This window comes from Monashia sp. HAY1-11D (assembly GCF_056868035.1).
Genome location: NZ_CP200320.1, coordinates 3538435 through 3558933, shown reverse-complemented (window position 1 = coordinate 3558933; position 20499 = coordinate 3538435). Strand labels below are relative to the sequence as shown.

The 20499-nt window shown below is 73.0% G+C and carries 22 protein-coding genes; 7 read left to right on the top strand and 15 right to left on the bottom strand.

Annotated elements, in window-relative coordinates; translation table 11 throughout:
* The first annotated feature begins 161 nt into the window (after positions 1-161).
* Complete coding sequence (gene panB / locus AC1VM9_RS16465; RefSeq protein ID WP_483123409.1) at positions 162-1082, top strand: 3-methyl-2-oxobutanoate hydroxymethyltransferase; 921 nt, start codon at positions 162-164, stop codon at positions 1080-1082.
* Between the two features lie 55 nt (positions 1083-1137).
* Here the strand turns inward: panB and AC1VM9_RS16460 are convergent, their stop codons facing one another.
* The gene (locus AC1VM9_RS16460; RefSeq protein WP_481338701.1) at positions 1138-1371 is read right to left on the bottom strand and encodes a methionine aminopeptidase; all 234 of its coding nucleotides are present in this window, start codon (positions 1369-1371) and stop codon (positions 1138-1140) included.
* Positions 1372-1452: 81 nt separating this feature from the next.
* Here AC1VM9_RS16460 and map point away from each other — a divergent pair, with 81 nt between their 5' ends.
* Positions 1453-2331: a type I methionyl aminopeptidase gene (map, locus tag AC1VM9_RS16455; RefSeq protein WP_481338703.1), complete on the top strand. Its 879-nt coding sequence runs from the start codon at positions 1453-1455 to the stop codon at positions 2329-2331.
* Between the two features lie 104 nt (positions 2332-2435).
* Positions 2436-3200 carry a polyphosphate--glucose phosphotransferase gene (gene ppgK, locus AC1VM9_RS16450; RefSeq protein WP_481338705.1) on the top strand — a complete coding sequence of 255 codons (765 nt, stop codon included), beginning with the start codon at positions 2436-2438 and terminating at the stop codon, positions 3198-3200.
* A 1-nt stretch (position 3201) separates the two neighbouring features.
* On the opposite strand, the gene AC1VM9_RS16445 is transcribed toward ppgK, so the two are convergent.
* From AC1VM9_RS16445 to AC1VM9_RS16425, 5 genes are all read right to left on the bottom strand, one after another.
* Positions 3202-4857 (bottom strand): hypothetical protein, encoded by a 1656-nt coding sequence (locus AC1VM9_RS16445; protein WP_483123407.1) that lies wholly within the window; start codon positions 4855-4857, stop codon positions 3202-3204.
* On the bottom strand, positions 4833-5645 hold the full coding sequence (locus AC1VM9_RS16440) for an ABC transporter ATP-binding protein (protein ID WP_483123406.1): 813 nt from the start codon (positions 5643-5645) through the stop codon (positions 4833-4835). Before AC1VM9_RS16440 ends, AC1VM9_RS16445 begins: the two co-directional genes overlap by 25 nt.
* 64 nt (positions 5646-5709) lie before the next feature.
* Positions 5710-6363, bottom strand: a complete 654-nt coding sequence (locus AC1VM9_RS16435; RefSeq protein WP_481338711.1) for an MBL fold metallo-hydrolase — start codon at positions 6361-6363, stop codon at positions 5710-5712.
* 9 nt (positions 6364-6372) lie between these two features.
* Positions 6373-7233, bottom strand: coding sequence for a hypothetical protein (locus AC1VM9_RS16430; RefSeq protein WP_483123404.1), 861 nt, complete (start codon positions 7231-7233; stop codon positions 6373-6375).
* Positions 7230-7841: a hypothetical protein gene (locus AC1VM9_RS16425; RefSeq protein ID WP_483123403.1), complete on the bottom strand. Its 612-nt coding sequence runs from the start codon at positions 7839-7841 to the stop codon at positions 7230-7232. Before AC1VM9_RS16425 ends, AC1VM9_RS16430 begins: the two co-directional genes overlap by 4 nt.
* Positions 7842-7923: 82 nt before the next feature.
* On the opposite strand from AC1VM9_RS16425, the gene AC1VM9_RS16420 reads away from it, so the two are divergent.
* Complete coding sequence (locus tag AC1VM9_RS16420) at positions 7924-8724, top strand: DUF5995 family protein (RefSeq protein ID WP_483123402.1); 801 nt, start codon at positions 7924-7926, stop codon at positions 8722-8724.
* A gap of 27 nt (positions 8725-8751) precedes the next feature.
* Here the strand turns inward: AC1VM9_RS16420 and AC1VM9_RS16415 are convergent, their stop codons facing one another.
* From AC1VM9_RS16415 to AC1VM9_RS16405, 3 genes are all read right to left on the bottom strand, one after another.
* Positions 8752-9813 (bottom strand): aldo/keto reductase, encoded by a 1062-nt coding sequence (locus AC1VM9_RS16415; protein WP_483123401.1) that lies wholly within the window; start codon positions 9811-9813, stop codon positions 8752-8754.
* A 34-nt stretch (positions 9814-9847) separates the two neighbouring features.
* Positions 9848-10048: a hypothetical protein gene (locus AC1VM9_RS16410; RefSeq protein ID WP_481338721.1), complete on the bottom strand. Its 201-nt coding sequence runs from the start codon at positions 10046-10048 to the stop codon at positions 9848-9850.
* 543 nt (positions 10049-10591) lie between these two features.
* The gene (locus tag AC1VM9_RS16405; RefSeq protein WP_483123399.1) at positions 10592-11611 is read right to left on the bottom strand and encodes an SDR family NAD(P)-dependent oxidoreductase; all 1020 of its coding nucleotides are present in this window, start codon (positions 11609-11611) and stop codon (positions 10592-10594) included.
* A gap of 84 nt (positions 11612-11695) precedes the next feature.
* On the opposite strand from AC1VM9_RS16405, the gene AC1VM9_RS16400 reads away from it, so the two are divergent.
* On the top strand, positions 11696-12880 hold the full coding sequence (locus AC1VM9_RS16400; protein WP_481338725.1) for a zinc-dependent alcohol dehydrogenase: 1185 nt from the start codon (positions 11696-11698) through the stop codon (positions 12878-12880).
* Positions 12877-13434 carry a hypothetical protein gene (locus AC1VM9_RS16395; protein WP_483123398.1) on the top strand — a complete coding sequence of 186 codons (558 nt, stop codon included), beginning with the start codon at positions 12877-12879 and terminating at the stop codon, positions 13432-13434. The genes AC1VM9_RS16400 and AC1VM9_RS16395 overlap by 4 nt, the downstream gene beginning before the upstream one ends.
* A 60-nt stretch (positions 13435-13494) precedes the next feature.
* Here the strand turns inward: AC1VM9_RS16395 and AC1VM9_RS16390 are convergent, their stop codons facing one another.
* Both AC1VM9_RS16390 and AC1VM9_RS16385 read right to left on the bottom strand, forming a co-directional pair.
* A complete protein-coding gene (locus AC1VM9_RS16390; protein ID WP_481345689.1) occupies positions 13495-14226 on the bottom strand; it encodes a UdgX family uracil-DNA binding protein in 732 nt (243 codons plus the stop codon).
* Positions 14226-15131: an SDR family oxidoreductase gene (locus AC1VM9_RS16385; RefSeq protein ID WP_483123397.1), complete on the bottom strand. Its 906-nt coding sequence runs from the start codon at positions 15129-15131 to the stop codon at positions 14226-14228. The genes AC1VM9_RS16390 and AC1VM9_RS16385 overlap by 1 nt, the downstream gene beginning before the upstream one ends.
* A gap of 209 nt (positions 15132-15340) precedes the next feature.
* On the opposite strand from AC1VM9_RS16385, the gene AC1VM9_RS16380 reads away from it, so the two are divergent.
* Positions 15341-16243 carry a sigma-70 family RNA polymerase sigma factor gene (locus AC1VM9_RS16380; protein WP_481338734.1) on the top strand — a complete coding sequence of 301 codons (903 nt, stop codon included), beginning with the start codon at positions 15341-15343 and terminating at the stop codon, positions 16241-16243.
* Positions 16244-16362: 119 nt separating this feature from the next.
* On the opposite strand, the gene AC1VM9_RS16375 is transcribed toward AC1VM9_RS16380, so the two are convergent.
* The 4 genes from AC1VM9_RS16375 to AC1VM9_RS16360 all read right to left on the bottom strand — a co-directional run bounded on the left by AC1VM9_RS16375 (position 16363) and on the right by AC1VM9_RS16360 (position 20490).
* Positions 16363-17301, bottom strand: coding sequence for a carbohydrate ABC transporter permease (locus AC1VM9_RS16375; RefSeq protein WP_481338736.1), 939 nt, complete (start codon positions 17299-17301; stop codon positions 16363-16365).
* The gene (locus AC1VM9_RS16370) at positions 17298-18245 is read right to left on the bottom strand and encodes a carbohydrate ABC transporter permease (protein WP_481345692.1); all 948 of its coding nucleotides are present in this window, start codon (positions 18243-18245) and stop codon (positions 17298-17300) included. Before AC1VM9_RS16370 ends, AC1VM9_RS16375 begins: the two co-directional genes overlap by 4 nt.
* Positions 18238-19605, bottom strand: coding sequence for an ABC transporter substrate-binding protein (locus AC1VM9_RS16365; RefSeq protein WP_481345694.1), 1368 nt, complete (start codon positions 19603-19605; stop codon positions 18238-18240). Before AC1VM9_RS16365 ends, AC1VM9_RS16370 begins: the two co-directional genes overlap by 8 nt.
* Positions 19606-19689: 84 nt before the next feature.
* Positions 19690-20490: a GAF and ANTAR domain-containing protein gene (locus AC1VM9_RS16360; RefSeq protein WP_481345695.1), complete on the bottom strand. Its 801-nt coding sequence runs from the start codon at positions 20488-20490 to the stop codon at positions 19690-19692.
* Positions 20491-20499: the final 9 nt, after the last annotated feature.

The following is a 20499-nucleotide window of genomic DNA, read 5'->3' as shown; positions in this document are numbered from 1 at the left end:
AACGTAAAAACTTCGTAAAGAGACGGGTATCGGACCTTGGCAACGGCGAGACGATCGGATACGGGTCACAGCAGTCACACCGGGCCCGTGTCTGCGAGGCCCGGGGACCACCCGACCGGACCGGTCCGGGGTCCCGGCGGCCCGTCGATATGCTCGGCGACATGAGCAGCGACGCCGCCGAGGAGCCGAGCCCGTACGGCTCGGGCGCCCGGGACCTGTCAGGTGGCGCCGGGAGCACCGGGCCGGGCTCGGGCTCGGGCTCGCCCGTCGTGAACCCCGGGCCGCGCCGGGTCCGCATCCCGCACCTGCAGGCGATGAAGGCCGAGCGGCGTCGCTGGGCGATGCTCACGGCGTACGACATGTACGCCGCGCAGATCTTCGACGAGGCCGGTATCCCCGTCCTGCTCGTCGGCGACTCCGCCGGCAACAACGTGTACGGCTACGAGACGACGGTGCCGGTGACGCTCGAGGAGCTGGTGCCCCTCGTGCGCGCGGTCTCGAGCGCCGCCCGGCGCGCGCTCGTCGTCGCCGATCTCCCGTTCGGCTCGTACGGGGCCTCCGTCGAGCAGGGCTTCGCCAGCGCGGTGCGCCTCATGAAGGAGGGCCTGGCCCACGCGGTCAAGCTCGAGGGAGGCACCGCCATGGTCCCCCTTGTCAGGACCCTCACCGATGCCGGCATCCCCGTCATGGCGCACGTCGGGTTCACCCCGCAGAGCGAGCACCAGCTCGGTGGCTACCGGGTGCAGGGCCGTGGCGACGCCGCCGACGCGCTCGTCGACGAGGCGTTGGCCCTGCAGGACGCGGGCGCCTTCGCGGTGGTCCTGGAGATGGTTCCCGCGCCGGTGGCCGAGCGGGTCACCGAGGTGCTGGCCATCCCCACCATCGGCATCGGCGCCGGGCCGGCGACCGACGCCCAGGTGCTCGTCTGGAGCGACTTCGCCGGGCTGCGCGCGGGCCGGGCACCGCGGTTCGTCAAGAAGTACGCGGACCTGCGCGGCACCCTGCTCGCGGCAGCGCGCGCCTACGCCGAGGACGTCGCGGCGGGCACCTTCCCGGGTCCCGAGCACTCCTTCGACAGCTGAGGCGAGCCGGCCCGGCACGAAGGGTGCCGCCCGGCCGGCCGCGTCCTCGGGACCGTCAGTCCTCGACCTCCTCGTCGTCCCACGACGTGCCCGTCGTCCCCCTGCCCGCGGAGCCCTTCTCGTTCCAGGCGCGGTCCTCCGCGTCCCACTGGTCCGTCCTCGCCCGCGCGGTGTCGAGGGCGCGGCGCGCCTCCTCCTCCGTGGCGTACGGGCCCAGGACCTGCTCGCCGCGGCTGCGGTTCTCGTCGGTCTCGACCTGACCGGTGTCGACGTTGTACCAGAAGCTCACCTTCGCACTCCTTCTCGACCGGGGTCCGTCTCGTGGGCAGCCCTCGTGGCGGCCCACCTGCGACGACCTACACTCCACCGTATGCCGTTGCTCCAGCCCGGGGTGTCACCGCACCCGCTCAGTCCGCGACGCCCGGTGCCGGCCTCCATCGAGCGTCCCCACTACGTCGACGTGCCGAACCCCCGGGAGGACGGCGACGTCCTCGTCAAGGACGCCGAGACGATCGAGCGGATGCGGGTGGCGGGCCGGATCGCGGCCGACGCCATGGCTGCCGCGGCCCAGCGCATCGCGCCCGGCGTCACCACCGACGAGCTCGACGCCGTCGCCCACGAGTACCTCCTCGACCACGGCGCCTACCCCTCGCCGCTGGGCTACAAGGGTTTCCCGAAGTCGGTGTGCACGAGCGTCAACGAGGTCATCTGCCACGGCATCCCCGACGCGCGCCCCCTCGAGGACGGTGACATCGTCAACATCGACGTCACCGCCTACATCCACGGCGTGCACGGCGACACCGACGCCACCTACCTCGTCGGTGACGTCCCCGAGGAGTCCCGGCTGCTCGTCGAGCGGACCCACGAGGCGATGATGCGCGGCATCAGGGCGGCCCGGCCGGGCCGTGAGATCAACGTCATCGGACGCGTCATCGAGAGCTACGCCAAGCGCTTCGGCTACGGCGTCGTGCGCGACTTCACCGGCCACGGCATCGGGCTGGAGTTCCACTCCGGGCTCATCGTGCCCCACTACGACGCCGCGCCGAGCTACGCGACCGTCATCGAGCCGGGCATGACCTTCACCATCGAGCCCATGCTCAACCTCGGCACGCCGGAGTGGCGGATGTGGGACGACCGCTGGACCGTCGTGACGCGCGACGGCAGCCGCTCGGCCCAGTTCGAGCACACCATCGTCGTCACCGAGGACGGCAACGAGATCCTGACGCTGCCGACCGCGGCGATCCCCTAACCTCGCACGAGCGCCCGGTACCGGACCGTCGCTCCGGAGGCGCGACGACGACGACCACGACCACGACCACCACGACGACACGTCCTCAACACGAAGGCAGGGACATGGGCAAGAAGGGCAAGCCCCTCGGCATCGACATCGGCGGGAGCGGCATCAAGGGCGCACCGGTCGACCTCGCCGAGGGCGACCTCGCCGGCAAGCGGCTCAAGATCCTCACCCCGAAGCCAGCGACGCCCGACGCCGTCGCCGAGGTCGTCGACCAGATCGTCGAGCACTTCGCCGACGTCACCGGCGACTCGCCCATCGGTGTCACCGTGCCGGCCGTCGTCATCCGGGGCACCGTCCTGTCGGCGGCGAACATCGACCCGTCGTGGATCGACACCGACGCCGAGGCGCTCATCAAGGAGCACACCGGCCGCGCCGTCACCGTCCTCAACGACGCGGACGCCGCCGGCCTCGCCGAGATGTACTACGGCGCGGCGAAGGGCGTGCAGGGCCTCGTCATCCTCACGACGCTCGGCACCGGCATCGGCACGGCCCTCATCCACGACGGCCGCCTCGTCCCGAACTCCGAGCTCGGCCACCTCGAGATCGACGGTTTCGACGCCGAGGACCGGGCGGCGTCGTCGGTCAAGGACATCGAGGGCCTGTCCTGGGACGAGTACGTGGAGCGCCTCCAGCGCTACTACGACGTCATCGAGAAGCTCTTCTCCCCCGACCTCATCGTCGTGGGCGGCGGCATCTCCAAGGACAGCGAGGAGTTCCTGCCGCGGATCAAGCTGCGCTGCCCGATCGTGCCGGCGCAGCTGCGCAACCAAGCGGGAATCATCGGGGCAGCGCACCTCGCCGTCGACCTGGCGCAGGCCTGACTCAGGCCTGAGGGCAGCGCAGGTCGCGCGCGGGATGGGCGTGGGTTCGCCTGCGCCCCTGGGCATCCCGCGCGACGGCATCGTCAGGTGCCTCGGAGGCTCGCGAGCAGGTCAGGTGCGCGCCGGTCGTACAGGCGCGCACCGTAGCGGACGCCGACCGCGACCAGGACCGGTCCGAGTGCGAGCCCAGCGACCGCGGTGACCCACAGGAGCCAGGTCGCGGCCGGCGGCGAGTACGCGAGCCACGCGAGCAGCAGCACCGGCGAGGACAGCGCGACCGTGCCCGCGCTCGCCAGCGACTGAGCCACGATGGTGATGCCCGCAGCGCCCGGCGGCGCGCCGAAGGGGCTCTCCCCGGCTCGGCCACCGGGTAGGGCAGCACGATGCTCATGACGCTCGACACCGCGTTGCCGGCGCCGAGGACGGTGACCGCGACCCCGAGGATGAGCGGCAGCAGGTCCCACCGGCCCCCGAGCCAGCTGCCGACGACGACGTACACGGGTCCCAACACGGCGGCCAGCACGAGGTTCGGCACGACGCGACCGACGCGGTCGTCGAGACCGCGGGTGCCGGCGGCCACGTGCAGCCAGAACGCCCCCGACTCGTAGGCGATCGCGTTGTGCTCGCTCCAGCCGAGCAGGAAGGCCAGCAGCGGGCCCATGAGCAGCGGCGTCCACGTGACGTCGGCAGTCGCCCAGGGGATGAGCAGGGCGAGCGGGAAGACCGGCGTCATGAGCAGGCCGATCTGGTAGCGCGGGTCGCGTCGCCAGTACGTGAGGACCCGGGCCGCGACCGCACCCGCGGGCCGGTCCGGCACGCGGCCGAGCAGGCCGAGGTCGCCGGGAGGACTCGTGCCGGAGTCGCTGCGCGACACGGCGCGCGGGTTCTCGACCTGGCGGCGGACGGCGCGCGCCCAGAGGGCACCGACGCCGAGCAGGAAGGCGACGGCCAGGGCGAGGCGCAGCGCACCGACGAGCGGACGGCCGGCCGCCACGTCCCCCGGGGCGGCCCACGCCCAGCCGAGCGGCGTCCAGGCCACGACGCCCGACACGCGCACGGCGAGGCGTTGCACGTCGTCGACGTGGGCCGCGACCGACACGGCCGGCCCGACGAGGACGAGCACCACCAGACCGGCGACGACGAGGGTGTCGCGCCCACGGCGGCTCGAGGTCGCGGCCGTGGCCAGCGCGGACACCCACCGCGAGAGCGTGACGGCCGTGAGGAGGCCGACGGACGTGGCCAGGAGGGCGACGACCGTCGAGGCAGGGGTCCGGGACCACGCGACGACGACGCCGAGGCCGAGGATCCCGCTCGCGACGGACGGCAGCCCGACGAGCGCGGCCGCGACGAGGCCCACCGCGAGGGTCCGCGCCGGCACCGGGAAGGGGGCGAAGCGACCGGGGTCCAGGGTCGGGTCGGAGCCGAACGAGAAGAGCGGCACGACGACCCAGAGCACGATGCCGGCAGCCCCGGCGAGGGGCAGGGCGACGGTCGCGACCTCCAGCGAGCCGCGCAGCGACGCCAGGATGAGCGTCAGCCCGGTGACGAGGACCGAGAAGTAGACGATGCCGACGACGGCGCCGACGGTCTGGGCCCGACTGCGGCGGAAGATGTTCCGCAGCAGGGTCAGCTTCAGTCGGACGAGGTGCGCAACCACGAGAGCCCCACCACCTCGGTCGACCCGCCGACGAGGTCGACGAACCGCTCCTCGAGCGAGCGTCCCGCGCGGACGTCGTCGAGGCCCCCTGCCGCGAGGACCGAGCCCTCGGCGATGACGGCGACGTGCGTGCAGATCCGTTCGACGAGGTCCATGACGTGGCTGGACAGGACGACGGTGCCGCCGGCGGAGACGAAGTCGGTGAGGATGCGGCGGATCGTGGCGGCGGACACGGGGTCGACCGCCTCGAAGGGCTCGTCGAGGACGAGGACGCGCGGGGCGTGGACGAGCGCCGACGCGAGGGTCACCTTCTTGGCCATCCCCGCCGAGTAGTCGACGACGAGCATGCCCTGGGCCTGCGTGAGCCCGAGCGCGTCCACGAGCTCGGCGGCTCGCTCGGCGGCCAGCTCGCGGGGCATGCCCCGCAGCAGCCCGGCGTACGTGATGAGCTGCAGGCCCGTCAGCCGGTCGAAGGTCCGCAGGCCGTCGGGCAGGACGCCGAGGAGCCGCTTGGCGGCGGTCGGGTCGGCCCACACGTCGCGGCCGAGCACGAAGGCCCGACCTGCGTCGGGCCGGAGCAGGCCCGTGACCATCGACAGCGTCGTCGTCTTGCCCGCACCGTTGGGCCCGACGAGCCCGAAGAACGATCCGCGTGGCACGTCGAGGTCGATGCCCCGGACGGCGACGAGGTCACCGAACCGCTTGCCCAGGCCGCGGACCGCGATGGCGGGGCCTTCGGCGGGAACCCCCTGCGGCGCAGGCAGGTCCGGCGCTGCCGACTCGGTCATGGTCCCCCTGACGCTCGGTGGGTCTGGGCCGGTGGCGGGTCGGCCGGGTGGCGGGCGGTGGCCCTCAGAAGGTGGCGGACTCCTCGTCGCGCAGGTCGGTGTACTCGAGGCCCTCGACGCCGGCGAAGGTGCGGACGTGCCCGGCGTACATGTCGCGCCCGACGTCTGAAAGGAGCGCGTCGTGGATCGGGATGAAGACCTTGGGTGCGATGCGGCCGACGAAGGCGATGGAGTCGCGGCTCGCCGCCCACGGGGCGTTGAGCGGGTGGGCGAGCACGTCGACCGGGCCGGGCTCCCCGTCGTAGGCGTCGCCCGGGTGGTAGAGCGAGGGCTCGCCGGCGGCGCGCAGGACGACGCCGACGTTGGGGATGCGCGGCATCGCGTCGTGGTTGAAGGCGTGCAGCTCGCCGACCGGCGTGACGGTGACGTCACCGACCTCGAACGGTTCCCCCTGCCGCGTCGGTACGGCGTCGAGCCCCTCCTCGCGCAGCTTCTCGGCCGTGAGCGGGTCGGTGTGCACCGGCGTCGAGGGGTTCGCGCGCACGAGTGCCGGGACGCGGTCGGGGTCGAAGTGGTCGGCGTGGTTGTGCGTCACGAGGATCGCGTCGAGCCCGGTCAGCTGCTCGAAGCCACGCGAGAACGAGCCCGGGTCGATGAGCAGCCGGCGGCCGGCCGTCTCGACGAGCAGGCAGGCATGTCCGAGGTGAGTCACGCGCATGGCCTCAACCTAGCCCAGCGGTCCCGCCCGCGAGCCCGACCGGAGCACGCGGACCGAACCGGCCAGGGCGCCCGCCATCCCCGTGACGAGCAACCACGTCAGCGGGCGCCCGGCGTCGAGGGAGTCGCGGTCGCGCAGCATCGCCACGAGCATGGCGACGACCATGACCGTCTCCGCCTCGACGAGCAGGCGCAGGCGGACCCACCTCCAGTCGCGGAACGCGACGAGGCCCGCGCTGCCGAGGCAGAAGATCGCGCCGACGACCCGGGCGGTCAGGGGCGTCAGCGCCCACGGCCAGACGCGTGACACGAGGGCCGGACCCGCCCAGAGCAGGACGCCGAGGGCCAGCGAGACCGCTCCCCCGCCCCCGATGACGGCTCGCGTCACCGGGCCGACGCGGCGTTCGTCCTGGCGCGGCGGTGTCGCGGCGCGCGCGTTGGCGAGCCACACCGCCACGACGGCCGGTGGTGCGACGAAGTACAGGCCCGCCCAGACCCAGAAGGCGGGGTTGTCGTGGGTGAACCGGTCCCAGTGCACGACCGTCGCGACGCCGAGCAGCGCGGCGAACAGGGCGACCGCGGGCAGGCCGGCGGACACCAGCGCCCAGCGCGAGGCCCGGGCGGCACGGAGGAAGAACCAGATGCCGCCGAGGTACGCGGAGGCGAGGACCATCGCCGTGAGCGGCGGCGTGACGGGCCACGCGAACAGGCGTCGGGTGTCGCCGGGGAACCCGTAGAGCAGGACGACGCCTGCGACGAGAAACGGCACGATGCCGACCGCGAGGGCCCGGGTCGAGGCGAGCACGCGGTCCTCGCCCTGCTGCCGCCGGGCGGGGAGCTCGCCCGTCGCCGTACGGCCGACGCGGCTCATGACGCCGCCTCCCCGACCCGCGAGACGGCATCGAGCAGCGCGCTGTGGCTGGCGACGAGTGCCCTGCGCTCCTCGCCCAGCAGCGGGTCCGAGGCGTTGCAGCCGGCCGCGACCCACCGGTCCGACAGGTCCATCGCCTCGACCCGGTGCCGCGCAGCCGGTTCGACACAGTCCGGCGGCTCCCCGTAGACGTGGGCGTAGAGGCGCACGAGGGACGCGACGAGCTCGTCACGCGTCACGTCCTCGTCATGCTGGTGCGCGCGGTGGACCCGCCACCACTCCACCTCCAGGGCCGCGGCCTCCGCGGCGTCCAGGGGTAGGTCCCCGCGCCGCGCGACGAGGGCGTAGAAGCGGCGCATCTGCTCGCGGGCGCCGTCACCGTCGTTGTCGGGGAAGGGCGCCCAGAGCTGGTTGGCGCGCAGCACGTGCCAGGTCGCGCGCACGGTGGCGACGCGTCCCAGGCCGAACCCCTCGGCCACCATGCCGAGGGCAGCCCGCAGGAAGGCCGGCCACTCGCGGCGGTAGTAGGCCGCCCACGCGTCGGTCTCGCGGTGTGCCACGACCACCGGGTCGAACGACCGCGGGCCCCGCCCGGACGCATCACGCATGGCCCCTCCTCATCCGGAGGCCGGCGGGCGTCACGTGCGCGTTCTCGCTGACGCCGCGCGGTCCTCGCTCCAGAATAGGAGCGTGAGCGCGACCCGTGAGCGTATTCCGGACATGGGCGGACCGGCGGACGGACGCGGCGTCGCCGACGTCGTGGCGAGGATGGACGAGCGTCTGGCGCGGCTCGCGTCGGCCGAGCACGACGGTCGCGCCGCGCAGCGCGACTTCCTCGCGACCTATCGGCGTACGACGCTCGCCGTCGGCCGGGCCCTCGAGGGCGCGTGCTTCGAGGACCCCGACTGGGTGGAGCGGTGGGACGTCGTCTTCGCCGGCCTCTACCTCGAGGCGCTCGACGCGGACCTCACCGGTGTCGGAACCGTGTCGCGACCCTGGCGCCTCGCGTTCGACGTACCCGCCGGGCTGCCCCCGCTGCGCAACGTCCTGGCCGGCATCAACGCGCACGTCAACTACGACCTCCCCCAGGCGCTCCTCGCCGTCATCGACGACGCCGACTTCGACGACCCGCGCCTGATGGCCCGGCGCCGGCGCGACCACGAGCGCATCGACGCCGTCCTCGCCGGACGCGTCGCCGCCGAGGACGCCGAGCTGGCGGCGACGTCCCGGCGCACCCTGCTCGACCGCGTCCTCGTGCCCGCCAACCGGGGCGCGTCGCGGCGGTTCCTCCGCGAGGCGCGACAGAAGGTGTGGCACAACACCGGCGAGCTGCAGCGGGCCCGCCTCGCCGGGCCCGACGCCTACGCCGCGCGGCTGCGCGAGCTCGAGGTGCTCAGCGCGGCCCGGGTCGCCGACCTGCTCGCCCCCGGTCAGGTGCTCCTGCGCCTCGCCGTGGCCGGGTTCGGCGTCACGCTGCCACCGGCGGCCTGACGGGTCGGCGTCGGGAGCCGCGAGGCCTCAGTCGTCGATGGAGGACATGTCGCCGTAGCGGGCCCCGACGACGGCATCGCGCGGCACCGCGGCCTCGAGCGCCGTCAGGTCGTCCGGGGTCAGCACGACGGCCGCTGCACCGACGTTCTCCTCCAGGTAGCGCACGCGCTTGGTGCCGGGGATTGGCACGACGTCCGCGCCCTGCGCGAGGACCCAGGCGAGGGCGAGCTGCCCGGGTGTCACCCCCTTGGTTGCGGCGAGCCCGCGGACCCGGTCGACGAGCGAGAGGTTGGCCTCGAGCGCCTCGCCCTGGAAGCGCGGGAAGTACGCCGTGCGGCGCGAGTCACCCGACTCGAGGTCCGCCTCGGCGGTGATGGCGCCGGTGAGCATGCCGCGGCCGAGCGGCGAGTAGGGCACGAGCCCGATGCCGAGCTCGCGCAGCAGGGGAAGGATGTCGTCCTCGACGTCGCGGGTGAACAGCGAGTACTCGGTCTGCAGGGCGGTGATCGGGTGCACCGCGTGGGCGCGGCGGATCGTCTCCGGCGAGGCCTCGGACAGACCGAGGTGGCGCACCTTGCCGGCGGCCACGAGCCCGGCCATCGCACCGACGGTCTCCTCGATCGGCACGCTCTTGTCGACGCGGTGCTGGTAGTAGAGGTCGATGTGGTCGACGCCGAGCCGCTGCAGCGACGCGTCGGCGGCCCGGCGGACGTACTCGGGGCGCCCGTTGATGCCGAGCCGGGTGCCGTCCTCGGCACGCTCGTTGCCGAACTTCGTCGCGAGCCGGACCTCGTCCCGGCGCCCGGCAATGGCGGAGCCGACGAGTCTCTCGTTGGTGAACGGCCCGTACATGTCGGCGGTGTCGAGGAAGGTGACGCCGAGGTCGAGGGCCCGGCGGATCGTCGCGATGCCCTCCTGCTCGTCACCCGTGCCGTAGAACTCGGACATGCCCATGCAGCCCAGCCCGAGGGTCGACACGGTGAGTGCGGCGGGACCGCTACCGAGGGTGCGGGTGCCGAGGGTGCGGGTGCCGGCCGGCGTCCCGGTGGAGCGGGCCGAGGGAGTCGTCTCGGGGGTGTTCGCTGTCATGAGGACGAGTCAAGACCCTCGAGCGCGCTCGAGGTCAAGCCGTGGCGCCGTCCTCCGGGCGCGCGTGGGCCCTGCGGCAGGCCAGGCGCGCGAGGCGCACGCGGCGGAGGCGCGCACGGCCGCCGCCGGCCGAGGCCCCGCGAAGGGCGTGCAGCCGACGCTCCTCGGCGTCCGGCCAGGCCCAGCACGAGTGCGTCTCCAGGCGCCGGTGCGCGCAGACGTTGTCCTCCGTCATGGCCTCGCCCCGGCGAACCGGTCGAGCCGGGAGTCCCTCGAGATCGACACGCTGACCCGCTCCTTCCACATGTGCGGTGGCCGTGCGGACCCGTGAGGTTCCCCCTGACGCTCACCGGCCCGTGAACCACTCGCGCCAGCACGGGCCGTGGCCCGATGTCAGTTACAACGACGTCACCCCCACCTCGGTCACGGACGGCGTCCGGGAGTCTGGTGGAGCCTGACGGACGAGGCCGGGCCGGCCCCTCCACGAACCGGCCTGGCCCCGTCACAGTGAAGACGGCCCGATGACGGATTCGTGACACGCTTTTCGAAAGTTTCTCGGCGACTGCCGGGATTTCCCCGTGCGGACCCGTAACGCCGTCGCGTCGGTGGCGATGGAGGCACCGGAGCGCCCGTTCGACGACCCCTGACCGAACGGTCGCTCCACCCGCTCCCGGCATCCCTCCACGACCCGTGCCGCGGACGCTGCGAAGCCCCGGTCCGTCCCCGTCGGACCGGGGCCTCGCTGACCCACCGGCCGAGCAGCGCCCCGGGCCGCGGTTCAGGGCTCGTCGCGCTCGTTGGTCTGGGCGGCAGCGCGGTCCCCGAACGTCGTGAGGCGGTCGACGAGCGGGGATGCGAGGCGGCGGGCCGCCTCGTAGCCGGGCACGGACCGCCGGCCGCCCCGCGCCGGGCGCTCAGGCAGCAGCCGGCCGGCCAGACCGAGCAGGCGGGTCGTCGTGGCCGGTGCCAGGCCGTGCACCCGCATCCCGACCCACGCGAGCGGGGTCAGCACGACCATGGGCCGTCCTCCGAGCACCCCGTCGACGATGCGTCGGGCGGCGCGGTCGGCGTCGACCGACAGCAGGGGCATCGAGGCGGCGGGCGCGAACCACGCGTACTCGGCCGTCGCCTCGCCGGCGAACACGGCCCGCTGGTGCGACCCGGTGCGCATGAGGCCGGGCACGACCGTCGTGGCCGTGACGCCCGACCCGCTGACAGCGGCGGTGAGGCCCTCGGAGAACCCGACGGCGCCGAACTTCGCCGTGGCGTACGGCAGCAGGTGGGGCGGCGGCACGACCCCGCCGATCGAGGTGACCGTGCCGATGCGCCCGCGGCCTCGCCGCTGCATGTGAGGCAGCACCGACAGCGCCGCGTGGATCGGCCCCCAGGTCATCGTGGCGATCGCGTCCTCGAAGTCGCCCATCGTCATGGCGCGCGCCGGACCGACCTGGATGATGCCGGCCACGGTGAGGAGCACCTCGATCGGGCCCAGCTCGCGCTCGACGTCGCCCACGAGGGCTCCGACGGCGTCACGGTCGCGGACGTCGCAGACGCGCGCGTGGACCTCGCCCTCGGCTTCGAGCTGCTCGACGGCGCGGTCCAGCTCTGCCTCGTCCCGGGCCGCCACGACGACGCGGTGGCCCCGCTGCAGCAGCTCGCGCGCCAGCAGCAGGCCCAACCCGCGCGAGGCCCCGATGACGAGTGCCACGGGCTCGGAGGCGGCCTCCGATCCCGGTCGGCCGGTCGACGGGGACGTCGCGTCGGTCGTCGGCGCGGTGGCGTCCTGTGCGGGGTCCATGGGTGTCCTCTCGAGGTGCCACGGTGCGGCACCACCCGGGTCGTGCGGATGTTTGGCACCCGACACGCCGGGTAGGTCGGGGTCATGAAGGCTGTGTGCTGGTGGGGCATGGAAGACGTCCGTGTCGTCGAGGTACCCGAACCGACCATCGACCACACGACCGACGCGATCGTCCGGGTGACCTCGACCGCCATCTGCGGCTCCGACCTGCACCTCTACGGCGTGCTCGCGCCGTACCTGAAGCAGGGCGACGTCCTCGGGCACGAGTTCATGGGCATCGTCGAGGAGGTGGGCGACGCCGTCGGCACGCTGGAGCCCGGCGACCGCGTCGTCGTGCCGTTCAACATCTCGTGCGGGCGGTGCTGGATGTGCGAGCGGGGGCTCTTCGCCCAGTGCGAGACGACCCAGAACACGGAGCAGGGCAAGGGAGCCAGCCTCTTCGGCTACACGAGCCTCTACGGGTCGGTCCCGGGCGGTCAGGCCGAGTACGTGCGGGTCCCCCACGCCGACTTCGGCCCGATCGAGGTGCGACATGGTCGGCCGGACGAGCGCTACCTGTTCCTGTCCGACATCCTCCCCACGGCGTGGCAGGCCGTCGAGTACGCCGGCGTCAACGGCAACGACACGCTGGCGGTCCTCGGCCTCGGGCCCGTGGGTCAGCTCGCCGTACGCAGCGCCCGCCACCGCGGCGTCGGACGTGTCATCGGCGTCGACCTCGTGCCCGACCGGCTCGAGCTGGCGCGGCGCAGCGGCGCCGAGGTCGTCGACCTCTCGGACGTCGACGACGTCGCGGACGCCCTGCGCGACCTGACGGACGGCCGCGGACCGGATGCCGTCATCGACGCTGTGGGCATGGAGGCCCACGGGAACCCGTTGTCCGAGAAGGCCATCTACGCCGCCGCGCGCCTTCCCAAGGCGCTGGCCCGCGCCGCGGTCGAGCACGGCGGCATCGACCGGCTCGCGGCCCTGCACACCGCGGTCGACGCGGTACGGCGGGGCGGCACCCTGTCGATCAGCGGCGTCTACGGAGGCACTGCCGACCCGATGCCGATGATGGACCTCTTCGACAAGGGACTGACCATCCGAATGGGCCAGTGCCACGTGCGCCGGTGGTCCGACGAGCTGCTCGACATCGTCGACGCCGACGAGGACGTCCTCGGGCTCGAGTCGTTCGCCACCCACCACGGCAGCCTCGAGGAGGCGCCCGAGCTGTACCGGACCTTCCGTGAGAAGGACGACGGCTGCCTCAAGGTGGTGCTGCGCCCGTGACCACGCCCGGACCGAACCCCTCGCGAGCCACGCGACGGGGCTCGCGACAGGCCCCGGACGGCCCGTCGGCGAGGGACCAGCTGGCGGTGTACCTGCGGAACCACGACGCGGCCGAGCTCGCCCACGCCAGGCGGCTCTCGCTGACGGCAGGCACCCACCTGCAGACCGCCGTGCGACGCGAGCTCGGTGAGCTGCTCGAGGACGCGACCGCCGACCGGGCCGCGCTGGCCGGGGCGATGCGGGCCCTCGGCGTGCGGCCCAGCCGCGTGCAACGGACGGTGAGCACCGTCGGTGAACGCATCGGGCGCCTCAAGCCCAACGCGTCGTGGTCACGCCGGACGCCGCTGACCGACGTCGTCGAGCTCGAGGCCCTCGGGCTCGCGGCGACGGGGACGCTGCGCCTGTGGCAGACGCTCGTGGCGCTCACCCCGCTCCACGGCCGGCTCGGCGACCTCGACCTGCCGAGCCTCGTCGCCGGGGCGCGCCGACGGGTCGAGACGCTCGAGCGCCTCCACGCCGACAGCGTGCGCGCTCTCGTCCACGACGGCGGGTAGGGCGGGTCGGGGACGGCACGTCGCGCTGACCCGGCCGTGCGGGCGTCAGTCGCGCGGGCGTCAGTCGCGCGGGCGGTCCCCGTCGTCGAGCAGCTGCCGCGCGACGACGAGGTCGGCCACGAGCGCCTCGAGGTCCTCGTCGCGGTGTCGTGAGCGCAGTACCGCCGAGGGGTGGGTGGTGGCGACGACCGCGGACGGGGTCCAGGCCGACGCGCTCCGCTCGGGCCACTCGAGCCGCCGGCCACGCATGGCTCCCACCCGGAAGGACGAGCCGAAGACGGCCTGGCCGGCGGTCGCTCCGAGCAGGACGACGACCGGTGGGCGCACGGCGCCCAGCTCGGCGAGCAGCCACGGCTCGCAGGCGGCGACGTGCCAGCGCGACGGTCCCTCGTGGATCCGCCGCTTGCCGCGCTGCGTGAAGCGGAAGTGCTTGACCGCGTTGGTGCGGTACACGGCGCCCGGGTCGAACCCCGCCTCCGCGAGTGCCTCGTCGAGGAGCCGACCGGCGGGGCCGACGAAGGGCCGACCGGCGAGGTCCTCCTTGTCGCCCGGCTGCTCGCCGACGACCATGAGACGCGCATCCGCCGGGCCGTCGCCCATGACCGCCTGGCTCGCCGCCCGGAACAGGTCGCATCCCCGGCAGTCGTCGACCGCGCTGCGGAGGGCGGCCACCGTTGCGCGCGGCGGGACCCACTGCCCCGCGCCGGGGAACTCCTCAGGCCCGAGGGTGGCGGGCGCAGCGGACGCCGCACCGTCGTCCGGGGAGGGCGTCGCGCCCCGGCGGCGCGGCATCAGAACACCGCCCCGCCACCGGTCACGCCGAGGACCGTCCCGGACACGTAGCTGGCATCGCCCGGGGAGGCGAGGAAGACGTACGCGGGCGCCACCTCGGCCGGCTGCCCGGCCCGGCCGAGCGGCGTCTGGGCACCGAAGGTCTCCATCCTGTCCGCCTCGCGGGTCGCCGGCTGCAGCGGTGTCCAGATGGGCCCCGGCGCCACGGCGTTGACCCGGATGCCCCGGGGGCCGAGCGACGCCGCGAGGTTGACGGTGAGGTTGTTGAGGGCAGCCTTGGTGGCCGCGTAGTCGAGCAGGCTCGGCGACGGGTCGTAGGCCTGGATGGAGGTGGTGTTGATGATGCTCGACCCCGGGCCGAGATGCGGCAGCGCCGCCTGGCACAGCCACAGCACCGCCTCGAGGTTCGTGCCGAGCACCCGGTGGACGTTGTCGGGTTGCAGACCCTCGAGCCCCTGGGGGCCCTTGTCCCAGTGGAAGCCCGCGTTGTTGACGAGGATGTCGAGCCCGCCCAGCTCGCGCACGGTGTCGGCGACGACCTGCAGGCACGTCTGGCGGTGGACGAGGTCTCCGGGCAGCAGGACGCCCTTGCGTCCTTCCTTGCGGACCCACCCGATGGTGTCCTCGGCATCCGGTTGCTCGGGCTCGAGGTAGCTGATCGCGACATCGGCTCCCTCCCGCGCGAAGGCGATGGCCACCGCACGGCCGATGCCGGAGTCACCGCCGGTGACGAGCGCGCGGAGGCCGGCCAGCCGGCCGTGCCCGACATAGGTCTCCTCGCCGTGGTCCGGCACAGGGTCCATGCGGCTCGTCAGGCCGGGCGGGTCCTGCTGCTGCGCGGGGAAGCCGCCGCTGTCGTCGTCACGCACCATGGCGGCGGCGCGGTCGCCGATCTCGGACGTCATGTCATCTCCTGGTGCTCGGACGGACTGGACGTGCTCACCAGGCCTCTACCCGAGGCACTTCGGGGCAAACGGGCCGCACGGCGGTCTGCCGAGCCCGACGCTTCGCATTTCGGCTTTTCCATCGGCGCCCGTCGGTGCGAGGGTCGAAGGGCAACCCGAGCGGTCCAACCACGTGCCGACTCTGTCCGAACCATCGACGGAGGACTGGCATGACATCTCCCACCCCTACGTCCACCCCGGAGACCGCCCCGCGAACCATCCCGGGAACCGCCCCGGGCACCACCAGCGGCAGCTCGACCCGCGCCGCTGCCCGCCGACGCGAGTCGGCCCGCGTCCACGCCGAGCGGGACGCCCGCACCGACGAGCTGTTCGCCGAGCTCGCGAGCATCGGTGACGTCGACAGCCCGGAGGGGCGCCACGTCGTCGAGCAGATCTTCTCCCTGCACGTCGAGCTGTGCGACGGGCTCGCTCGTCGCTACACCAACCGGGGCATCGAGCGGGACGACCTGCTCCAGGTGGCGCGTCTGGCGCTGCTCAAGGCGATCCGTCGCTACCGACCGCGCGTCGGGGCCTCGTTCGCCGGTTTCGCCGTGCCGACGGTGTCCGGCGAGCTGAAGCGGCACTTCCGCGACCACGGCTGGGTCGTGCGGCCATCGCGCCGCGTGCAGGAGCTGCGACTCGCCTTGCGCCAGCGACGCGAGGTCCTCACGCACGAGCTGGGCCGGACCCCGACGCGCGCCGAGCTGGCGGCCGCGCTCGGCGTCGACCCCGCCGACCTGGGCGAGGCCGAGGGCTCCGACTCCAGCTTCCGGCCCCTGTCGATCGACCTGCCGAGCACGACGGGCGAGCAGAACCACGTCGCGGACGCGGTGTGCGAGAACGACCCCGATCTCGAGCTGCTGTGCGACCACGTCGACCTCGGCCGCGCGCTGGCCGGCCTCCCGGCCCAGACGCGTCAGGTGCTGCGCCTGCGGTTCGTCGAGGACCGCACCCAGCGCGAGATCGCGTGCGAGCTGGGCGCGACGCAGATGCAGGTGTCCCGACTGCTCGGGCGCGTCTTCAAGCAGCTGCGCGACGAGCTGGCCGACCATCCCGAGCCGTTGGCCAGCTGACGGGCCCACGAGGCCCCGCACCGACCCACCCGGGGAGGCGGGTGACGAGCCGCCGTACCGGTCCCACGCGGACCGGTACGGCGGTGCCCGACCGTTACGGCGTGTGACGGCGGCCCGCCTCAGCCCTGCTTGGCCGTCGTGGCCAGACCCTCCATGAAGTACCGCTGGCCCAGGGCGAAGACGACGATCATGGGCAGCGTCGCCACGAGCGTCGCGGCCATGGCGATCTCCCAGTGGTACTCCCCTGACAGGGCGAACCCGTCGACGATCTGCTTGAGGCCGCGCGGCATCGTGTAGTACTCCTCGGTCTGCAGGTAGATGAGCGGCTTGAGCAGGTCCGACCAGCTGGCCTGCAGCTCGAAGATGAACACGATGATGAGTGCCGGTCGGCACAGGGGCAGGGCGATCCGGCGGAACAGCCCGACGTGGCTGCAGCCGTCGATCCGGGCCGCCTCGAACAGCTCCCGCGGGATGCCGAGGAAGAACTGGCGCATGAGGAAGATGTAGAAGGCCGACCCGAAGAGGTTGTTCGCCCACAGGGGCACCTGGGTGTCGACGAGCCCGAGCCGGTGCCAGATGAGGTAGACCGGGATCATCGTCACCGCGCCCGGCAGCATCATGGTGGCCAGGACGAGGCCGAACAGGGGTCCGCGCAGCCGGAACCGGAAGTAGGCGAACCCGAACGCGATGAAGGCGCTCGACAGCGTCACGGTGAGGGCCGCCATGACGGCCACGACGCCGGAGTTGAGCAGCCAGCGCAGCACCGGTCCGGCGTTCCACACCTCGACGAAGTTCGACCACTGGACCGTCTCGGGGACGAGCCGGTTGTCGAAGACCTGGGACTTCGGCTTGAGGGAGGCGCTGACGAGCCAGACGAGCGGGTAGGCGAACGCGATGCTCGCGACGAGCAGCGCGAGCCACTTGGCGAGCCGGAGCGGCCCGGTCACCCGGCCCGGTCGCCGCGGCCGACCCCGGGACGCCCACTGCTCCAAGGGCGTCGGGGCGCCTTCGAGGGGCGGCTCGGTGAACGGCGGCAGGTCGCGCGTGTCGATGCTCATCGCGTCGGCCCTCCCTCGTAGTAGACGAAGCGGTTGCCGATGCGCACCTGCACGAGCGTGATGACGAGGATGATGACGAACAGCAGCCAGGCCATCGCCGAGGCGAAGCCCATCTTGAAGAACTCGAACCCGTTCTGGAACAGGTAGACCATGTAGACGAGCGACTCGTCGGATGCCGTCGCCTTCTGCTGCGGCCCGTAGAACATCGTGTACGCCTGGTCGAACATCTGCATCGCCGCGATCGTGTGGGTGATGACGGTGAAGAAGAGGGCCCCGGAGATCATCGGCAGCGTCACGCTGACGAAGCGCCGGACCGGCCCCGCCCCGTCGAGGAGCGCGGCCTCGTACAGCTGCCTGGGGACGTTGTTGAGCGCCGCGAGGTAGATGATGATGCTGCCGCCCACGGTCCACAGGCTGACGACGGCGAGCGACGGCTTGAGCCACGCCGGGTCGGTGGTCCACTCGGGACCGTCGATCCCGACCCAGCCCAGCACCTCGTTGACGAGCCCACGCTGCCCGTTGAGCAGGAGCAGGAACATGGCCGCCGCCGCGACCCCCGGCGTCATGACCGGTAGGTAGAACACGGTCCGGAAGAACCCGGCCGCGCGGCCCACCCGGTGCAGCAGCATGGCGAGGGCCAGGGCGACCGCCGTGCCGAGCGGTACGAAGAGCGCCGCGTACACGAAGGTGTTCTCGAGCGACTTCGCGACGCGCGGGTCGTTCCACAGCTGCCGGTAGTTCTCGAGGCCGACGACGTTCGCCTGGTCGACGAGCGAGTAGTCGGTGAACGAGAGCCACAGGCTGGCGACCATCGGCCCGGCCGTGAACACGAGGAACCCGATGATCCACGGCGCGAGGAACAGGTACGCCGACCGAGCCTCCTTGCGCGACACGGAGCCCCGCATCCCCGTCCGAAGGTGTCGCCCCACGGCGACCTCAGCCATTGCCGGCAGCCTTGGTGAAGGCGGTCTCCGCCTCCTTCTGGGCCTGGTCGAGGGCCTGCTGGGCGGGCTGCCCCGCGAGGGCGCGCGTCACGGCGCTGCGCCAGGCGGCGTCGATCTCCGCGCCGGCCGGGGACGGGTTGAGGGCCACGGCACCGTCGAGCGTGCCGTAGAGGTTGGTGATGGCCCGCTCGAAGCCGGGGTCCGGCACGTTCTTGAGGTACATCGCCTTGATCTGCTCGTCCGCTGGCTTGTTGGCGGTGAACAGCCCGGTGAAGAAGCTCTTGTCGGCCTGCACCTTCTGCATCCGGGCCCGGGCGGCCTTCATCCACGTGTCCTTGTCGGTGAGCGTCTTGGCCCACGCGCAGGCGGCGGTCGGGTTCCTCGAGCCCTTCGGGATGGCCCAGGCGCTGCCGCCGACCATGCTCACCGGCCGGCCCTCGTGGTCGGTGAACGGCGTGCTCTCCAGCTGGAGGCCCTTGCCGATGAAGTCACGCAGGACGTTGACGTACCAGTTCTCCATGGGGAAGGCGGCGACGGCGTGTGCCGAGAGCGGGTTCTTCTCCCCGAAGATGTCGAACGCGTCCCGGAACGACTTGAACCTCGTCCAGCCGCCCTGCGCGTTCACCAGCCCGACGGTGTAGTCGAGCGCCTGGACTGCCTTGGGGTCGTTGAGGTTCGGGGCGCCGTCCTCCTTGACGATCGTCGCGCCGTTCGCCGTGGCCCACAGCGGGAAGTACTCGGGCAGCTTGGGGTCGAAGCCGATCCGCTCGATGGTGCCGCCGTCGGCCTTGAACAGCTTGGCGGTCGTGGCCCGGAGGGCGGCCCAGTCCTTGGTCTGGATGTCGGTCGGGCGGACGCCGGCCTGGGTCAGGGAGCCTGCATCGACGAGGTTCGTCGTGACGACGTAGAACTCCGGGATCCCGTACACCTTCCCGCCGAGCGTGACCGAGCGCATCGCTGCCTCGCGGTACTGCGACGTGTCGATCTTCTGGCCCGAGATACAGCTCTCGAGCGGCACGACGGCGCCCTTCCTGGCGTACGTGCCGATGAGGTTGCGGTCCATGTAGACGAGGTCCGGCGGGTTGCCGCTGGCGAGCGCCGTGAGGAACTGCTGGGCGTCGAAGTCGCCCTTGCTGTTGGTGACCGCGACCGACGGGTAGGCATCCTTGAAGGCCTTGATGCGCGCCTGTCCCACCTCGTCCTCGCCGCCGAATCCCATGATCCTCAGGGCTCCGGTGGGGGCGCCGGCGCTCGCGCCGGCGCTCGCGTCCCCGGCGTCACCGCCCCTGTCGCCGACCCCTGCACAGCCGGCGAGCAGTAGCACCGCCGTGGCGCCCAGCCCGACCATCGTCCGACGCATCGTGTCTCCTCGTCCGGGGCGCCTCGTCCGGCACCGCTCGGCCGGGCACTACCCGAGCAGCCGTGGGGGAAACACGTCCTCGTGCTAGCCGCGGTCCTCGCGACGCGTCGAGCGGGTGGCTGGTCCCGGCCGGGCGGCCTGCGGCCCCGGCTCGCCGAGGCGACCGGTGGAGAGCAGCTCGGTGGCGACGTCACCGATCCGGCGACGCGTGCTCCGGGCAGTCGACCGCAACAGCTCGAACGCCTGCGGTTGGGGCAGCCCACGCCGGGCCATCAGGAACCCGACGGCGCGCTCGATGGGGGCGCGGTGCTCGAGGGCGTACGTCAGCTGCGCCGCGAGCTCGTCCGCGCGCTCGGCGGCCACGGAGGCGCGCATCAGCTGCTCGGCCACCTCGGCGAACCGGAGCAGGGCCTGAGGGGCGTCCGGCTCCCACCGCGTCGGGGTCGAGCGGTACACGTCGAGCGTGCCCACCGGGGCGCCGCTCAGGTGGATGGGCACGCCGACGACCCCGCGGATGGGGCTGTCGGCGACGACCCGGGACAGCACCGGCCAGCGTCGGTCCGCGTGGAGGTCGAGGACCGTGACGGGTCGGCGCGTCACGAACGCCTCGATGCACGGTCCCTCGCCCGTCTGCAGCTCGGCGTCCTCCAGCCGACGTCCCGGTTCGTCGGTGGCGACGACGTACCGCAGGTCGCTGCGGTCGTCCACGAGCATGATCCCGGCGCCGTCGACCCGGAACAGGTCGACACAGGCTTCGGCGACCTGCTGCAGCGACGGTCGCAGCAGCGCCTCGGCGCCGGTGCGGCCGAGGGAGCCGAGGCTGGCGGCCAGGGCCGCGGGGTCGATCGGCCGGCTGCGGTCCGCGCCGTCGGTGGACGGTGTCATGCGATGGTC

What these genes read in the sequence shown, in the direction of transcription:
- panB (WP_483123409.1), top strand. Translation starts at nt 162, where the DNA reads ATGAGCAGCGACGCCGCCGAGGAGCCGAGCCCGTACGGCTCGGGCGCC.
- map (WP_481338703.1), top strand. Translation starts at nt 1,453, where the DNA reads ATGCCGTTGCTCCAGCCCGGGGTGTCACCGCACCCGCTCAGTCCGCGA.
- ppgK (WP_481338705.1), top strand. Translation starts at nt 2,436, where the DNA reads ATGGGCAAGAAGGGCAAGCCCCTCGGCATCGACATCGGCGGGAGCGGC.
- AC1VM9_RS16440 (WP_483123406.1), bottom strand. Translation starts at nt 5,645, where the DNA reads ATGACCGAGTCGGCAGCGCCGGACCTGCCTGCGCCGCAGGGGGTTCCC.
- AC1VM9_RS16435 (WP_481338711.1), bottom strand. Translation starts at nt 6,363, where the DNA reads ATGCGCGTGACTCACCTCGGACATGCCTGCCTGCTCGTCGAGACGGCC.
- AC1VM9_RS16430 (WP_483123404.1), bottom strand. Translation starts at nt 7,233, where the DNA reads ATGAGCCGCGTCGGCCGTACGGCGACGGGCGAGCTCCCCGCCCGGCGG.
- AC1VM9_RS16425 (WP_483123403.1), bottom strand. Translation starts at nt 7,841, where the DNA reads ATGCGTGATGCGTCCGGGCGGGGCCCGCGGTCGTTCGACCCGGTGGTC.
- AC1VM9_RS16415 (WP_483123401.1), bottom strand. Translation starts at nt 9,813, where the DNA reads ATGACAGCGAACACCCCCGAGACGACTCCCTCGGCCCGCTCCACCGGG.
- AC1VM9_RS16410 (WP_481338721.1), bottom strand. Translation starts at nt 10,048, where the DNA reads ATGACGGAGGACAACGTCTGCGCGCACCGGCGCCTGGAGACGCACTCG.
- AC1VM9_RS16405 (WP_483123399.1), bottom strand. Translation starts at nt 11,611, where the DNA reads ATGGACCCCGCACAGGACGCCACCGCGCCGACGACCGACGCGACGTCC.
- AC1VM9_RS16400 (WP_481338725.1), top strand. Translation starts at nt 11,696, where the DNA reads ATGAAGGCTGTGTGCTGGTGGGGCATGGAAGACGTCCGTGTCGTCGAG.
- AC1VM9_RS16390 (WP_481345689.1), bottom strand. Translation starts at nt 14,226, where the DNA reads ATGCCGCGCCGCCGGGGCGCGACGCCCTCCCCGGACGACGGTGCGGCG.
- AC1VM9_RS16385 (WP_483123397.1), bottom strand. Translation starts at nt 15,131, where the DNA reads ATGACGTCCGAGATCGGCGACCGCGCCGCCGCCATGGTGCGTGACGAC.
- AC1VM9_RS16380 (WP_481338734.1), top strand. Translation starts at nt 15,341, where the DNA reads ATGACATCTCCCACCCCTACGTCCACCCCGGAGACCGCCCCGCGAACC.
- AC1VM9_RS16375 (WP_481338736.1), bottom strand. Translation starts at nt 17,301, where the DNA reads ATGAGCATCGACACGCGCGACCTGCCGCCGTTCACCGAGCCGCCCCTC.
- AC1VM9_RS16370 (WP_481345692.1), bottom strand. Translation starts at nt 18,245, where the DNA reads ATGGCTGAGGTCGCCGTGGGGCGACACCTTCGGACGGGGATGCGGGGC.
- AC1VM9_RS16365 (WP_481345694.1), bottom strand. Translation starts at nt 19,605, where the DNA reads ATGCGTCGGACGATGGTCGGGCTGGGCGCCACGGCGGTGCTACTGCTC.
- AC1VM9_RS16360 (WP_481345695.1), bottom strand. Translation starts at nt 20,490, where the DNA reads ATGACACCGTCCACCGACGGCGCGGACCGCAGCCGGCCGATCGACCCC.